General features: G+C 68.3%; 14 protein-coding genes. 12 read left to right on the forward strand and 2 right to left on the reverse strand.

Going from position 1 to position 14,869, the window contains the following annotated elements:
• Positions 1-15: 15 nt before the first annotated feature.
• Positions 16-1,665 (reverse strand): dicarboxylate--CoA ligase PimA, encoded by a 1,650-nt coding sequence (pimA, locus tag AC1DSZ_RS22435; protein ID WP_476840536.1) that lies wholly within the window; start codon positions 1,663-1,665, stop codon positions 16-18.
• Between the two features lie 138 nt (positions 1,666-1,803).
• Between pimA and AC1DSZ_RS22440 the strand changes: the two genes are divergently transcribed.
• The 12 genes from AC1DSZ_RS22440 (at position 1,804) to AC1DSZ_RS22495 (ending at position 13,749) form a co-directional block, all read left to right on the forward strand.
• Complete coding sequence (locus AC1DSZ_RS22440) at positions 1,804-2,694, forward strand: IclR family transcriptional regulator (RefSeq protein WP_476840537.1); 891 nt, start codon at positions 1,804-1,806, stop codon at positions 2,692-2,694.
• A gap of 42 nt (positions 2,695-2,736) precedes the next feature.
• Positions 2,737-3,516 (forward strand): ABC transporter ATP-binding protein, encoded by a 780-nt coding sequence (locus tag AC1DSZ_RS22445; RefSeq protein ID WP_476840538.1) that lies wholly within the window; start codon positions 2,737-2,739, stop codon positions 3,514-3,516.
• Entirely contained in the window at positions 3,513-4,226 is a 714-nt protein-coding gene (locus AC1DSZ_RS22450) for an ABC transporter ATP-binding protein (protein WP_476840539.1), read from the forward strand. Before AC1DSZ_RS22445 ends, AC1DSZ_RS22450 begins: the two co-directional genes overlap by 4 nt.
• Before the next feature lie 3 nt (positions 4,227-4,229).
• Complete coding sequence (locus AC1DSZ_RS22455; RefSeq protein ID WP_476840540.1) at positions 4,230-5,108, forward strand: branched-chain amino acid ABC transporter permease; 879 nt, start codon at positions 4,230-4,232, stop codon at positions 5,106-5,108.
• Position 5,109: 1 nt separating this feature from the next.
• Complete coding sequence (locus tag AC1DSZ_RS22460) at positions 5,110-6,165, forward strand: branched-chain amino acid ABC transporter permease (protein ID WP_476840541.1); 1,056 nt, start codon at positions 5,110-5,112, stop codon at positions 6,163-6,165.
• Positions 6,166-6,194: 29 nt separating this feature from the next.
• Complete coding sequence (locus AC1DSZ_RS22465; protein WP_476840542.1) at positions 6,195-7,424, forward strand: ABC transporter substrate-binding protein; 1,230 nt, start codon at positions 6,195-6,197, stop codon at positions 7,422-7,424.
• 326 nt (positions 7,425-7,750) lie between these two features.
• A complete protein-coding gene (locus AC1DSZ_RS22470) occupies positions 7,751-8,755 on the forward strand; it encodes an ABC transporter ATP-binding protein (protein WP_476840543.1) in 1,005 nt (334 codons plus the stop codon).
• A gap of 30 nt (positions 8,756-8,785) precedes the next feature.
• A complete protein-coding gene (locus AC1DSZ_RS22475; RefSeq protein WP_476840544.1) occupies positions 8,786-10,081 on the forward strand; it encodes an ABC transporter substrate-binding protein in 1,296 nt (431 codons plus the stop codon).
• A 157-nt stretch (positions 10,082-10,238) separates the two neighbouring features.
• A complete protein-coding gene (locus AC1DSZ_RS22480) occupies positions 10,239-11,126 on the forward strand; it encodes an ABC transporter permease (RefSeq protein ID WP_476840545.1) in 888 nt (295 codons plus the stop codon).
• Entirely contained in the window at positions 11,126-12,016 is an 891-nt protein-coding gene (locus AC1DSZ_RS22485) for an ABC transporter permease (protein WP_476840546.1), read from the forward strand. The genes AC1DSZ_RS22480 and AC1DSZ_RS22485 overlap by 1 nt, the downstream gene beginning before the upstream one ends.
• Before the next feature lie 7 nt (positions 12,017-12,023).
• Positions 12,024-12,764, forward strand: a complete 741-nt coding sequence (locus tag AC1DSZ_RS22490) for an aspartate/glutamate racemase family protein (protein ID WP_476840547.1) — start codon at positions 12,024-12,026, stop codon at positions 12,762-12,764.
• Positions 12,765-12,906: 142 nt separating this feature from the next.
• On the forward strand, positions 12,907-13,749 hold the full coding sequence (locus AC1DSZ_RS22495; RefSeq protein WP_476840548.1) for a GNAT family N-acetyltransferase: 843 nt from the start codon (positions 12,907-12,909) through the stop codon (positions 13,747-13,749).
• Positions 13,750-13,992: 243 nt separating this feature from the next.
• Here AC1DSZ_RS22495 and AC1DSZ_RS22500 read toward each other — a convergent pair whose 3' ends face one another.
• On the reverse strand, positions 13,993-14,868 hold the full coding sequence (locus tag AC1DSZ_RS22500; RefSeq protein ID WP_476840549.1) for an NAD(P)-dependent oxidoreductase: 876 nt from the start codon (positions 14,866-14,868) through the stop codon (positions 13,993-13,995).
• Position 14,869 lies beyond the last annotated feature (1 nt).

The raw sequence follows: 14,869 nt of genomic DNA on the forward strand, positions 1-14,869 counted from the left end.
CAGGCGAAAGCCCCGTCAGGGCGCGGCTTCCTTGCGGAGTTCGGCCCGCGAGAGCTTTCCCACCGGCGTTCGCGGCAGGGTGGCGCGGAACTCCAGCGCGGCCGGCATCTCGTGCTTGCCGAGCTTGTCGGCGAGAAACAGCCGCAGGTCATCCAGCGAGAACGGTTCGGCGTTGTCGCGCAGCGTGACATAGGCCTTTGCGGCCTCGCCCCGGTAGTCGTCCGGGACGCCAACCACCAGGCATTCGGCCACGCCCGGGTGCTCGTAGATCGCCTGCTCGATCATCTGCGGATAGACGTTGAAGCCGCCCGAGATGATCATGTCCTTCTTGCGATCGACGATAAAGAAGAAGCCGTCCTCGTCCATGTAGCCGACATCGCCGGTGAGGAAGCGGTCGCCCACGAAGGCCGCCGCGGTCTCGTCCGGGCAGTTCCAGTAGCCCTTGGTGACGTTGAGGCCGCGCACCCGCAATTCGCCGACTTCGCCGGCCGGCAGCGCGCGCGTGGGGTCGTCGAGCGCGACGATGTCGAGCTCGACGCCGGGCAGCGGGATGCCGATCGTGCCGGGCTTGGAAGGGCCGTTCTCGGGCAGGTTGGTGCCGGCCGGGGACGTCTCGGTCATGCCCCAGCCGCCCACCAGCTTGTGGCCGGTGAGCCGCTCGAACCGGCGCGCGACCTCCACCGGCAGGGGCGCGCCGCCCGAGGCGCAGTGCGTCATGCCCGAGAAGTCGACCTTGTCGATGCCCGGGTGGTTGGCGAGCGCGATCCACATGGTGGGGACGCCCGGAAACGACGTGGCGCGCTCCTGCTCGATGTCGCGGATGGTCTGCTCCACGTCGAAGCGGCTGCGCAGCAGGATGGTGTTGCCCCGGTCGATCTGGCGCAGGAGGATCGTCGTGAGCGCGTAGATGTGGAACAGCGGCAGCACGCCGATGACGCGGTCCTGCCCGGGGCGGGAGAGGCCCTGGCCCTCCAGCCAGGCGTTGTACATCGACACCGCGGCCGTGAGATTGCCGTGCGTGAGCATCGCGCCCTTGGGCACGCCGGTGGTGCCGCCCGTGTATTGCAGCAGCGCGACGTCCTCGACGCCGGGCTCCGGCCAGGAGGCGGGCGGGACGGCTTCCGCCGTGAAGGCCGAGAAGCGGACGACGCCCGGGCGGTCCGGGATCTCGGTTCCGGCGCTCTCGCCCCATCGGGCGTCCTCGCCCACGATGACGCGGTCCACCGCGCCGGCGTCCAGCAGCCGCAGAGCCATCGGCAGGAGCGGGCCGAGATTGGTGGTCACCAGCGTGCGGGCGCCGCTGTCCGTGAGCTTGTGCGCGAGCGTGCGCTCGGCGTCGAGCGGGCTGAGATGCGCGATGCGCGCGCCGGCCCGCGCCGCGCCGAAGAATGCGACGGGGTGCCAGGGCGTGTTCGGAAGGTAGAGCGCGACCGTCGCGCCGGGGCCGAGCCCGGCCTCGTGGAAGCCGGCCGCGGCTTCGCGCACGTGCCGTCCGAGATCCGTGAAGCTGATGTCGTGCCCGCGAAACGCAATGGCGGGGCGGTCGCGGTAGGCCGCGACAGCACGTTCGAGCAGGGCCGGAAGGGTGGTGCGCGCAATGGGCGCGTCCCAGCGCGCGCCGGGCGCGTAGGACTTTTCCCAGGCGAAGGGACGGCCGGCCGTCACGCGCGCTCTCCCGTCCTCATGCGCCCTCCCAGGCCGATGTTCCGCACTGCGAAATCAAGTTTCGCATCTTGACGGACAGGCTAGAAGTGTGGCGCACTCCCTGTCAACGGCTCACGGCCACGGCCAGAAGGAGCATGGATGCCGGAGAGGGACGCCAGCGCCGAAGGGGAGAGCGACCGCAAGTTCGTGGTCGCGCTGGCGCGTGGCCTCGACGTGCTGCGGGCGTTCAAGCCGGGCGACGGCCTCCTGGGCAATCACGAGATCGCGGCCCGCACGGGCCTGCCCAAGCCCACCGTGACGCGCCTCACCTACACGCTCACGCGTCTCGGCTACCTCACGGCCGTGCCGCGCTTTGGCAAGTACGAGCTGGCCCCGGCCGCGCTGGCCCTCGGCTATGCGGCGCTGGCCAATCTGGGCGTCCGGCACGTGGCGCAGATCCCGATGCAGGAGCTCGCCGACCACGCGGGCGGCGCGGTGGCGCTGGGCGGGCCGGACCGCAACAGCATGATCTATGTGAGCCAGGCGCGCGGCGAATCCGCCTTCACGGTGCGGCTCGATATCGGCTCGCGCATCCCCATGGCGACCACCGCGATGGGACGCGCCTATCTGGCGGCGTTGCCCGCCCATGAGCGCGAGCAGCAATTGCTGCAGATGGCGCCGCGCTACGGCGCGCGCTGGCCGCAGGTGCGCGACGGCGTGGAGCGGGCGCTGGAGTTTCATGCCCGGCGGGGCTTCACGATATCGGTCGGCGAGTGGCAGGACGACGTCCATTCGGTGGGCGCGCCCTTCATCCCGCATGACGGCAGCCGGCCCATGGCGTTCAACTGCGGCGCGCCGGCGTTCCGCTTCACGCGCGACAGGCTCGAAAACGACATCGGGCCGCGCCTCGTCGCCCTGGTGCGAACCGTCGAGGCGACGCTCAACGGGGCCTCGCCCCGCCCATCTCAACCAGAACAACGAGGCCGCCAAGCGGCCCGCGCCCAAACGGGAGGGAACCCTCATGCAATCGTCCCCGAGGAGGCCGGCTGACGCAGCATCGGCCGGCGCCACGACCCTGCTGACGGGGCGCGCATGAGCGGCGCCGAGCCGCTTCTGCGGGTGGCCGACATTCGTGTCACGTTCGGCGGCATCACGGCGCTGGACGGCGTCAGCTTCGACCAGCGCGCCGGGCACGTTCTCGGGCTGATCGGGCCCAACGGCGCGGGCAAGACCACGCTGTTCAACTGCCTGAGCCGGCTCTACCACCCCACCTCGGGCGACATCCGGCTGGAGGGCGTGAGCATTCTCGGCCGGGCCGCGCACCGGATCGCCGAGATCGGCATCGGGCGGACCTTCCAGAACGTCGCGCTGTTTCCGCGCCTGTCCGTGCGCGACAACGCGCTGGTGGGCGGCCATGCGCGCAGCCGGTCGAGCATGTTCGGCGACGCCCTGCGGTTGCCCGCCGCCCGGCGCACCGAGCGTGCGCTGCTGGAGAGCGTTGATGAGATCCTGGCGTGGCTCGGCCTGGAGTTCGTGGCGGACGTGCCGGTGGGCGGCTTGCCGTTCGGCACGCAGAAGCGCGTGGAGCTGGCGCGCGCGTTGGCCACGCAGCCGAAGCTTCTGCTGCTGGACGAGCCGGCCGGCGGCCTCAACCACGACGAGGTGCACGAGCTTGGCCGGCTGATCCGCCGCATTCGCGACGAGCGCGGCGTGTCGGTGCTGCTGGTGGAGCACCACATGGGCCTCGTGATGTCGATCGCCGACCGGGTGGTGGCGCTGAATTTCGGCCGCAAGCTCGCCGAAGGCACGCCCGCCGAGGTGCAGCGGGACCCGGACGTCATCCGCGCCTATCTGGGGGACAAGGCGGCATGACGGCCTTGCTGGAGGTGAAGAACCTGAAGGCGTCCTATGGCGCCGTCCAGGCGCTGCATGGGCTCGACTTCACCCTCGACGAAGGCGGGGTCACGACGCTGCTGGGCGCCAACGGGGCGGGCAAGACCACGACGCTGCGAGCGCTCTGCGCAATGATCCGGACCAGCGGCGACATCCTGTTCGAGGGGCGGTCGATCGCGGGGCGCTCCACCGAGGACGTGGTCCGGCGCGGCATCGCGCATGTGCCGCAGGGGCGCGGCACCTTCGCGCGCTTCTCCGTGGAGGAGAACCTTGAGCTCGGGGCCATGACCCGGCGCGACAAGGCCGGGATCCGGGACGACATGGACCGGATGTTCGCGACCTTTCCGATCCTCGAGAAGCGCCGTACGCAGCAGGCCGGCACCCTGTCGGGCGGCGAGCAGCAGATGCTGGCGGTGGCGCGCGCCCTGATGCTGCGGCCGCGCCTCATGCTGCTCGACGAACCGTCCTTCGGGCTCGCCCCGCTGGTGGTGCGCGAGCTCTTCGAGACGCTGGGGCGCGTGAACCGCGAGCAGAAGGTCAGCATGCTGATCGTGGAGCAGAACGCCGATCTCGCGCTCGACCTGGCCGATCAGGCCTACCTGATCGAGACCGGCCGCATCGTGCTGTCGGGCCCATCGGCGGCGCTGCGGCAGGACGAGGGCGTCCGCAAAGCCTATCTGGGGTACTGACGGATGGATCTTCTCCTGCAGCAGATCCTGGCCGGAGTGGCGAGCGGCGCGATCTACGCCTGCATGGCGCTGGCCGTGGTGATGATCTACCAGGCCATCGACCACCTGAACTTCGCCCAGGGCGAGATGGCGATGTTCTCGACCTTTATCGCCTGGCAGCTCATGCAGTGGGGCGCGCCCTATTGGGTCGCTTTCGCGCTCACGCTCGCGATCTCGTTCGTGGGCGGCGTGGCGATCGAGCGCGTGGTGTTCAAGCCGCTGAAGGACGCGCCGGTGCTGAGCCACGTGGTGGTGTTCATCGCGTTGTTCGCCATCCTGAACAGCGTCGCGGGCTTCCTGTGGGACTTCACCGTGAAGCCCTTCCCGAGCCCGTTCGGGTCCGGGCCGTTCCTCGGCTCGCGCCTCATCGGCGCGCATCAGGCGGGAATGATCGGGGCCACGCTGGTGATCCTCGCCTTCCTGTACGGCTTCTTCCGCTTCACCCGCATCGGGCTCGCGATGCGGGCCGCGGCGGCCAACCCCGAGTCGGCGCGGCTGGTCGGCGTGCGGGTCGGCTGGATGATCGCGCTCGGCTGGGGCATGGCGTCGGCCATTGGGGCCATCGCCGGGATGCTGATCGCCCCGGTGGTGTTCCTGGAGCCGAACATGATGCTCTCGATTCTGCTGTACGGCTTCGCCGGAGCGGTGCTGGGCGGCCTCAACAGTCCCGCCGGGGCGGTGCTGGGCGGCTTCGCGGTGGGCGTCGTCGAGAACCTCGCCGGCACCTACATCCCGGTGATCGGCGGCGAGCTGAAGCTCCCCATCGCGCTGTTCCTGATCGTCGGCGTGCTGGTCGTGAAGCCCAACGGCCTGTTCGGCCGCGTCAGCGTGCAGAGGGTCTAGGATGACGATCGAGCACAGCGCCGACATCCTGCCCGGCCGCGAGGCGGTTTCCACTCGCGAGGCGGCTCCTGGCCGTGAGGCGCAGCCCCGCGCCGGCGGGATCGCGAGCTCAGCTTGGTTCGGGATCGCGGTGGTGGTCGCGCTCGCGATCGCGCCGCTGTTCCTGAAGAACTTCGTCACCTTCCAGCTCACCATGGCGCTGGTCTACGCCATCGCGATCCTGGGGCTGAACCTGCTCACGGGGATCAGCGGCCAGTTCTCGCTCGGCCATGGCGCGTTCTACGCGGTGGGCGCCTACACGGCCGCGATCCTGATGGAGAGCGTGGGGCTCGGCTATGCGTGGACGCTGCCGGTCGCCGGCGTGGTGTGCTTCGCAGCCGGCTTCCTGTTCGGCCTGCCGGCCCTGCGGCTGGAGGGCGTCTACCTCGCGCTCGCCACCTTCGCGCTCGCGGTGGCGACGCCGCAATTCCTGAAGCTCGGACCTCTGGAGCACTGGACCGGCGGCGTGCAGGGCGTGATCGTCACCAAGCCGGACCCGCCCTTCGGCCTGCCGATAAGCCAGGACCAGTGGCTGTTCTACTTCACGCTCGCGGTCGGGCTGCTGCTCTACTGGGCGGCCCGCAACCTCGTCCACAGCCGCAGCGGCCGGGCGCTGCTCGCCATCCGCGACAACCCCATCGCGGCGCGCTCGATGGGGGTGAACACGGCGCTCTACAAGTCGCTCGCCTTCGGGGTGAGCGCCGCCTACACGGGCGTCGCCGGAGCGCTGGGCGCCATCGTGGTGCAGTTCGTCGCGCCGGACAGCTTCACCTTCGCGCTGTCGGTGTCGCTGTTCGTCGGACTCGTGGTCGGCGGCGTCGGCTGGCTGCCGGGCGCGCTGGCGGGCGGCGCCTTCGTGATGTTCATCCCCAACCTCGCCGAGCACGTCTCCAAGGGCCTCTCGGGCGCGGTCTACGGCGTGCTGCTGATCCTCATCATCTATGCGGCGCCGGGCGGCGTGGGCGGTCTCGCCCGCTCGCTCGGCGCGCGTTTCTCGCAACCAGGGCGCAGACCCTGATCCGAACACTCACCGGGAGGATTTCGACCATGGCCAGAACAGCTCAACGACTTGGCTTCCTAGCGGCGACGCTCGGGATCGCGGCGCTCGCGGCCGCCCCCGCGTGGGCGCAGAAAAAATACGACGCCGGCGCGACCGACACGGAGATCAAGATCGGCAACATCATGCCGTATAGCGGGCCGGCTTCCGCCTACGCGCTGATCGCCAAGACACAGAAGGCCTATTTCGACAAGGTCAACGCCGAGGGCGGCATCAACGGCCGCAAGGTCAACTTCATCTCGTATGACGACGGCTATTCGCCGCCCAAGACTGTGGAGCAGGCCCGCAAGCTGGTGGAGAGCGACGAAGTGCTCTTCATCTTCCAGCCGCTCGGCACCGCCTCCAACGCGGCCATCCAGAAATACATGAACGCCAAGAAGGTGCCGCAGCTCTTCGTCGCCACCGGGGCGACGCGCTTCGGCGACAACCCGAAAACCTCGCCCTTTACGATGGGCTGGCAGCCGAACTACCAGTCGGAGGGGCGCATCTACGCCAAGTACATCCTGGACAACAAGCCGGACGGCAAGATCGCGGTTCTTTTCCAGAACGACGACTACGGCAAGGACCTGCTGAAGGGCCTGAAGGACGGGCTCGGGGCCAAGGCGTCGATGATCGTGGCCGAAGCGGGCTACGAGGTGTCGGAGCCCACCGTCGACTCCCAGATGGTGAAGCTGCAGTCCTCCGGCGCGGACGTGTTCGTGAACGTCGCGACGCCGAAATTCGCCGCGCAGGCGATCCGCAAGGCGGGCGATCTCGGCTGGAAGCCGCTGCACATCGTCAACAACGTGTCGAACTCGGCCGGCTCGGTGATGAAGCCCGCCGGGCTGGACAACGCCAAGGGCGTCCTTTCCACCGCCTACCTGAAGGACGCCACCGACCCGACCTGGAAGGACGACGCCGGCATGAAGGAGTGGACGGCCTTCATGGACAAGTATTTCCCGGACGGCGACCGCACGTCGAGCTTCACGGTCTACGGCTACGCGTCGGCGCAGACGCTCGTGCAGGTGCTGAAGCAGGCCGGCGACGACCTGACGCGCGACAACGTCATGAAACAGGCCGCGAACCTGAAGAACGTGTCGCTGAACGTGCTGATCCCCGGCATCACCATGAATACGAGCCCGACCGACTTTTTCCCCATCGAGCAGATGCAGATGCAGAAGTTCGACGGCGAGAAGTGGCAGCTGTTCGGGCCGGTGATCAGCGGCGAGCTGGGCGGCTGAGCGGCGTCCAGCGTCTTACCCCATCCGGTCGACCTCTCCGCCGACATCCCCGGGCCTGGCCCGGGGATCAACGCATTGGAACATTGCATCCGCAACGCCTGGCTTGTTCATGATCGCCAGCGCAAGCAGCCTCCCGCCAATCGACGTGGTCGCGCTTTGAAAAGAGGCAATTCGCCTGGATTCTAGGCGCCTATAATGTCAAGCTTCAGCTTATCCGGCTGGAGCTCTCCCCCACACGGCGCTCCCGGGCCAGATCCGGCCCAGCCGGTCAGGCCGCCCCGGCTTGGCACGCGGCTTGTAAGTGAGCCGGCAGCAGGGAGAAGTGCGTGAAGGGCTCGACGCTCGAACTCGTGAAGGTGACCAAGCGCTACGGCCAGACCACGGCCGTGGACGCGATCGACCTCAAGGTCGAGGGCGGCGCCTATTGCTGCCTGCTCGGGCCGTCCGGCTGCGGCAAGTCCACGACGTTGCGCATGATCGCCGGCCATGAGGCCGTGACGGGCGGGGACGTGCTGCTCGGTCCGCACAACGTCACCGACCTGCCGCCCGCCCAGCGCGGCACCGCGATGATGTTCCAGAGCTACGCGCTCTTTCCGCACCTCACCTGCGTGGACAATGTCGCGTTCTCGCTGAAGATGCGCGGGATCGACAAGGAGACCCGCCGCGCCAAGGCGATGGAGTTGCTCGATCTCGTCGCCATGACCCCCTATGCGGAGCGCCTGCCGGCGCAGCTCTCGGGCGGCCAGCAGCAGCGCGTGGCGCTCGCGCGGGCGCTGATCACGGAGCCGCAGATCCTGCTGCTCGACGAGCCGCTCTCGGCGCTTGACCCGTTCCTGCGCATCAAGATGCGGGCCGAGCTGAAGCGCCTTCAGAAGGAGCTCGGCATCACCTTCGTGCACGTCACCCACGGGCAGGACGAGGCCATGGCGCTCGCCGACCTCGTGGTGGTGATGAACCAGGGGATCATCGAGCAGGCGGGGACCCCACGCGAGGTCTTCAACGCGCCGCGCACCGCCTTCGTGGCCCGCTTCATGGGCGGCCACAACGTGATCGACGTGCCGCAGGGCCAGATCGCGGTGCGGGCCGACCGGCTGTCGCTGACCCCGCTGGAGGGCGCGACCGCCCTGGTGGGCTCGGCCATGCCGGCCGTGGTGCGCGATGTCGAATATCAGGGCAGCTTCGTGCAGGTCGGCCTCGAGGCCGGCCAAGCGAACGAACTCGCGGCCCAAATCAGTGAAGCGGCGTTCGACGCCATGCCTCTCCAGCCCGGCGACCGGGTGGCGGTGAGCTGGGTCGAGGCCGACGCACACAGGCTTTCAACCGTGGCCTGAATGGCCAGGGATCACACAGGAGAGGGGCGTATGACGCAAGAAATAAAGGACGGGGCCCAGGGCCTCTCCCGCCGGTCGGTGCTGAAGGGCGCCGGCGCGGCAGCGGGCGCGGCCGCCGGTTCGGGCGCGATCACGGGCTTCCCGGCCGTCTGGTCGCAGGAAAAGAAGGTGCTGCGCTATCTCGGCACCGCCGTGAACCAGTCCGACGATATCAACAAGCAGCTGTTCAAGGACACCGGCATCACGCTGGAATACATCTCGGCGACCACCGATGACGTGACCAAGCGCGTGATCACGCAGCCGAACTCCTACGACATCCTGGACACCGAGTATTTCAGCCTGAAGAAGCTGATCCCGTCCAAGAACATCCTGGCGCTCGACGCCAAGAAGATCAAGGAATTCAACAACATCACCCCGATCTTCACCAAGGGCGAGCTGCCCAACGGCAAGAAGATCGGCGACCAGGGCACCGCGCCCAAGAAGGTGATGTTCCTGGAAGGCAAGGACTCGACCGCCTTCGCGAAGGGCGTCACCGAGTGGGTCACGCTGATCCCGACCGTCTACAACGCCGACACGCTGGGCATCCGCCCCGACCTGATCAAGCGCCCGATCGAGAGCTGGAAGGAGCTGCTGAACCCCGAGTTCAAGGGCAAGGCCTCGATCCTCAACATCCCGTCCATCGGCATCATGGACGCCGCCATGGTTGTGGAAGCCTCCGGCCTCTACAAGTACCCCGACAAGGGGAACATGACGAAGCAGGAGATCGACCTGACCATGAAGGTGCTGACGGAGGCCAAGAAGGCCGGTCAGTTCCGCGCGTTCTGGAAGGACTTCAACGAGTCCGTGAACCTGATGGCCTCGGGCGAGACCGTGATCCAGTCCATGTGGTCCCCGGCCGTCACGGCCGTGCGCTCCAAGGGCATCCCGTGCGTGTTCCAGCCGCTAAAGGAAGGCTACCGCTCCTGGGCGTCGGGCTTCTGCGTGTCGAAGGGCGTCACCGGCAAGAAGCAGGAATGGGCTTACGAGTTCGTGAACTGGTTCCTGTCGGGCTGGGCCGGCGCCTATCTCAACCGTCAGGGCTACTACTCGGCCGTGCTTCCCACCGCCAAGAAGTTCATGTCCGAGGACGAGTGGGGCTACTGGATGGAAGGCAAGGCCGCCAAGGCCGACATCAAGGCGCCGGACGGCTCCCTGCTCGAGAAGGCCGGCTCCAAGCGTGACGGCGGCTCCTACGACGACCGCATGGGCAACGTCGCCTGCTGGAACGCCGTGATGGACGAGAACGACTACATGGTCCGCAAGTGGAACGAGTTCATCGCCGCTTGACCGCCGACCGACCCTGACCGCGCGCCCCTCTCCCCGGCAACGGGAGAGGGCTGGGGTGAGGGGACCGTGTACGTCTCGCCCGGCCCCTCATCCGGCGCTTCGCGCCACCTTCTCCCCGTCCCGGGGCGAAGGGATCAACCCGGAGTCTGCTCGCTTCATGGCGACAAAGGACAAACCCTTCGCCCTCCCGGCCTGGGCGCAGGCGGCGCCGTTCGGCGTCGTGTTCGCGTTGTTCTTCATCATCCCGCTCGCCTTCGTGGTGATGGTGAGCTTCTGGGACTACAACGACTACGCGATCCTGCCGGGCTTCACGGTGCGCAGCTATGTGGAAACCTTCGAGGGCTGCTACGACCAGCTGCCGGAGCTTTGCACGATCCTGAAGACCTATGTGTCGACGGTGAAGTTCTGCTTCCTGGTCTGGCTCTTCACCCTCGTGATCGGCTTCACGATCGCGTATTTCCTGGCCTTCCACGTCCAGAGCGTCACCACGCAGATGACGCTCGCGATCATCTGCACGATCCCGTTCTGGACCTCCAACGTGATCCGGATGATCTCGTGGATCCCGCTGCTCGGCCGCAACGGGCTGGTGAACCAGGGGCTGATCAAGCTCGGACTCATCAAGGAGCCGCTGGAATGGCTGCTCTACTCGGATTTTGCCGTGGTGCTGGCCTTCGTGCACCTGTTCACGTTCTTCATGGTGATCCCGATCTTCAACAGCATGGCGCGCATCGACAAGCGCCTGCTGGAGGCCGCCTATGACGCTGGCGCGACCGGGTGGAAGACATTGTGGAACGTCGTGATCCCGCTGGCCAAGCCCGGCATCGTGATCGGCTCCATCTTCGTGATCACCATCGTGATGGGCGACTTCGTAACGGTCGGCGTCATGGGCGGCCAGCAGATCGCCTCCGCGGGCAAGATCATCGAGACCCGCCTCAACGCCCTGCAATTCCCGCCCGCGGCCGCCAACGCGGTGATCCTGCTGGCGATCACGCTGCTGATCATCACGGCGCTGAACCGCTTCGTCGACATCCGGAAGGAACTGTGATGCGCGAGGGCCGGTCCGCATCGTTCTATTGGCTGGCTGCGTTCTTCGTCGCCTTCGTGCTGTTTCTGTATGGCCCGATGATCGCGATCGTGCTGCTGAGCTTCCAGGGCCCGACCGGCGGCATGACGTTCCCGATGAACGGCGTCTCGCTGCACTGGTTCGGCAAGCTGTGGAGCGGCGGCGGCATCGTGGACATCAAGTCCGCCTTCTCGCGCTCGCTGAAGCTCGGGCTCGTCGTGATGGCGCTCACGATGGTGCTGTCGACGCTGGCGGGACTCGCCTTCCGCAAGAAGTTCTTCGGCCAGAACCTGCTGTTCTACGTCACGGTCGCGAGCCTGATCGTGCCGTCCATCGTCACCTCGCTCGGCATCGCGCTGCAGTTCCGCATCCTCGACGACGCCATCAAGGCCTATGCGCCCGCCTTCATCTCGGACGAGTGGACCACCGGCATGGGGCTGTTCTCGTCAGCGCTGGGCGCGCACCTCACCTGGACGCTGCCCTTCGGCCTCTTGATCATGTTCGCGATCTTCAACCGCTTCGACGGGCGCTTCGAGGAAGCCGCGCGCGACCTCGGCGCGACGCCGTGGCAGACGTTTCGGCATGTGGTGCTGCCCATCACCCTGCCGTCGCTGGTGGGCGTGGGGCTGTTCGGCTTCACGCTGTCGTGGGACGAGATCGCCCGTTCGTCGCAGACCATCGGCGAGAAGAACACGCTGCCGCTGGAGTTGCAGGCGCTCACCACCACGGTGACGACGCCCGAGATCTACGCGCTCGGGACGGTGACGACGGGCGTGTCGTTCCTGGTGATCGGGCTTGCGCTCGGCTCCATCCTGCTGCTGCGCGCCCGGCAGGCGAAACAGGGTTCCGACGCCGGCAAGGGCATGGTTTAAGCAAGCCATGCGCATCGCAGTCATCAATCCCAACACCACCGCCAGCATGACGGCCACGATCGGCGCGGCCGCCCGCGCGGCGGCGTCGCCCGGCACCGAGATCCTGGCCGTGAACCCGGAAACCGGCCCTGCCTCCATCGAGGGCTATTGGGACGAGGCCTATTCGGTCCCCGGCCTCCTGGTCGAGATCGCGCGGGCCGAGCGGGCGGGCGTGGACGCGCACATCATCGCCTGCTTCGACGACACCGGGCTGGAGGCCGCGCGCTGCGCCGCCGCCGCGCCCGTGATCGGCATCGGCGAGGCGGCGTTTCACCTGGCGAGCCTGCTCGGGCATCGCTTCTCGGTGGTCACCACGCTGTCGCGCTCGATCCCGGCAATCGAGACCAACCTGATGAAATACGGCCTTGACCGGCGCTGCGCCCGCGTGCGCGCTTCCGAGGTGCCCGTGCTGGAGCTCGAAAACCCGGCGTCGGACGCGGCGAGCAAGATCTCAGCCGAGATCGAGCGCGCCAAGCTGGAGGATCACGCCGAAGCCATCGTGCTCGGCTGCGCCGGCATGGCGGACCTCGCGGCGCGGTTGTCCGCCAAGCATGGCCTGCCGGTGGTTGACGGCGTCGCCGCCGCCGTGAAGCTCGCCGAAGCGCTCGCCGCGCTCGGCTTGCGCACCTCCAAGATCGGCGGCTACGCTCCGCCGCTCCCCAAGGGCTTCGCGGGCGGTGCGCCCGAGGGAGCGCCGGGGCGCTCTTAACTCTCGCGACCGTCATTCCCGGCCGGAGCGGCCAAGCCGCGGATGGGAAGGAAATCCAGAGCCGCCGCGCTCACCCCTGGATCCCCTTCCCGGCGCTGCGCGCCGCCGGGGATGACGGCTAACGATGCGGAAATTCTGCTCAATGACCGACCTCACCATCCGCACCATGACGCATGACGACCTCGCGCTGGCGCTCGATTGGGCCGCCGCCGAGGGGTGGAATCCCGGGCTGGCGGACGCCGGCGTGTTTCGGGCGGCCGATCCCGAGGGCTTCCTGATGGCCTTGGTGGGAGAGGCGCCGGCGGCATCCATAGCGGTGGTGCGCTACGGCGAGAGTTTCGGCTTCCTGGGCCTCTATATTGCCGCGCCGGCCTTTCGTGGGCAGGGGATCGGCTGGCGTCTGTGGCAGGCCGGCATGGCGCATCTGGAGGGCCGGACCGTCGGGCTCGACGGCGTCGTGGCGCAGCAGGCGAACTACCGTAAGAGCGGGTTCGAACTGGCGTGGCGCAACGTGCGCTATGAGGGGCTGTCGCGGTGCGACATGCCGTTGGACCCGCGGCTGCAGCGGATCGGGCAGGGCATCCTGCCATCGGTCCTCGCCTATGACGAACCCTGCTTCGGCGCGCCGCGCCCGGATTTCGCAGCGCGCTGGGTGAGGGGCGAGGGCCGGACGGGCTACGCGCTGATCGACGAGGGCGAGTTGCGCGGCTACGGCGCAATCCGGCCGGGCCGCGACGGGCACAAGATCGGGCCGCTGTTCGCGGACGACGCCGAGACGGCCGAGCTCATCTTCCGGGCGCTCGCCTCCGAGGTGAAGGGCGAGGCGATTGCGGTCGATCCGCCCGAGCCGAACGGCGAGGCGCTGGACCTCGCCGAGCGCTTCGAGCTGTCGCCCGTGTTCGAGACTGCGCGTATGTATCGAGGCCCCGCGCCGGCGCTGCCGGTCGGGCGCATCTTCGGGGTGACAACGTTCGAGCTGGGGTGAGGAGCCGCAGCCGGAACCCTCTCCCGCGCAGCGGTGGAAGTCAGCACGCGGGTGCAAAAGCCCCAGCAACGGTCGCCGGCGTCACACAGTCTCTCAACCGTCATCCCCGGTGACCTGCGAAGCAGGTCGGGAAGGGGATCCAGGGGCAAAGGCGCTCACCCCTGGATCCCCTTCCCGGCGCTACGCGCCGCCGGGGATGACGGAGAGAGTGAGCCTCCCCCAACCAGGTTGTTGAGGCTGCGGCTACTTCAGCCCCGCCATCGCCCGATAAACCTCGACCACCTGACTGTCGTCTTGCCCGCCCAGCCCCTGCGCGGAGGCGGACAGAAAGAGCTGGTGCGCCAGCGCGGCGAGCGGGGTGGCGCTCTTGGAGGCGCGGCCGGCGTCCAGCACGATGCCGAGGTCCTTGACGAAGATGTCCACCGCGCTGGTGACGCGCGGCTCGTCTTCCAGCATGCGCGGGCCGCGGTCCTTCAGCATCCAGCTCGAGGCGGCCGAGCCGCCCAGGATCTCCAGAAAGATCTTGCCGTCGATGCCGGCCTTCTCGGCGAGCGCCAGCGCCTCGGCGGCGGCCGCGATGTGGACGCCGCACATGAGCTGGTTCACGGTCTTCACCGCGGAGCCCTGCCCGGGCTCCTGGCCGACATGGAACAGCTTGTCCCCCAGGGCGGAGAGCAGCGGCTTCGCGCCGTCGAACACGGCCTGCTGCGCCGCCGCCATGATGGTGAGCGTCCCGGCCGTAGCTCCGACCACGCCGCCTGAGACCGGCGCGTCCACGAAGGAGCGGCCGGTGGCCGCCACCCGGTCGGCAACCGCCTTGGCGGCGGCCGGCGGGCAGGTCGCCATCAGGATCACGGTGGCGCCCGGGGCGAGCGCCTCCAGCGCGCCGGCGTCGAACAGCACGCTCTCGGCCTGGGCGGCGTTCACCACCATGAGGACGAGCGCGTCCGCGCCTTGGGCCGCCTCGCGGGCGGAGCCGGCCGGCATGCCGCCGGCGCCTTCCAGCGCCTCAACGGCCTCGCGCCGCATGTCAAAGCCGCGCACGCGGAACTGCCGCTTCACGAGGTTTTGCGCCATGGGAAGCCCCATGGCGCCGAGGCCGACGAATCCGACGATCATC

Source organism: Alsobacter sp. P4_H11 (assembly GCF_056400925.1).

Coding starts and splice junctions, on each gene's coding strand:
- AC1DSZ_RS22495 (WP_476840548.1), top strand. CDS start 12,907: ATGACCGACCTCACCATCCGCACCATGACGCATGACGACCTCGCGCTG.
- AC1DSZ_RS22490 (WP_476840547.1), top strand. CDS start 12,024: ATGCGCATCGCAGTCATCAATCCCAACACCACCGCCAGCATGACGGCC.
- AC1DSZ_RS22485 (WP_476840546.1), top strand. CDS start 11,126: ATGCGCGAGGGCCGGTCCGCATCGTTCTATTGGCTGGCTGCGTTCTTC.
- AC1DSZ_RS22440 (WP_476840537.1), top strand. CDS start 1,804: ATGCCGGAGAGGGACGCCAGCGCCGAAGGGGAGAGCGACCGCAAGTTC.
- AC1DSZ_RS22465 (WP_476840542.1), top strand. CDS start 6,195: ATGGCCAGAACAGCTCAACGACTTGGCTTCCTAGCGGCGACGCTCGGG.
- AC1DSZ_RS22460 (WP_476840541.1), top strand. CDS start 5,110: ATGACGATCGAGCACAGCGCCGACATCCTGCCCGGCCGCGAGGCGGTT.
- AC1DSZ_RS22445 (WP_476840538.1), top strand. CDS start 2,737: ATGAGCGGCGCCGAGCCGCTTCTGCGGGTGGCCGACATTCGTGTCACG.
- AC1DSZ_RS22475 (WP_476840544.1), top strand. CDS start 8,786: ATGACGCAAGAAATAAAGGACGGGGCCCAGGGCCTCTCCCGCCGGTCG.
- AC1DSZ_RS22455 (WP_476840540.1), top strand. CDS start 4,230: ATGGATCTTCTCCTGCAGCAGATCCTGGCCGGAGTGGCGAGCGGCGCG.
- AC1DSZ_RS22450 (WP_476840539.1), top strand. CDS start 3,513: ATGACGGCCTTGCTGGAGGTGAAGAACCTGAAGGCGTCCTATGGCGCC.
- AC1DSZ_RS22480 (WP_476840545.1), top strand. CDS start 10,239: ATGGCGACAAAGGACAAACCCTTCGCCCTCCCGGCCTGGGCGCAGGCG.
- AC1DSZ_RS22500 (WP_476840549.1), bottom strand. CDS start 14,868: ATGATCGTCGGATTCGTCGGCCTCGGCGCCATGGGGCTTCCCATGGCG.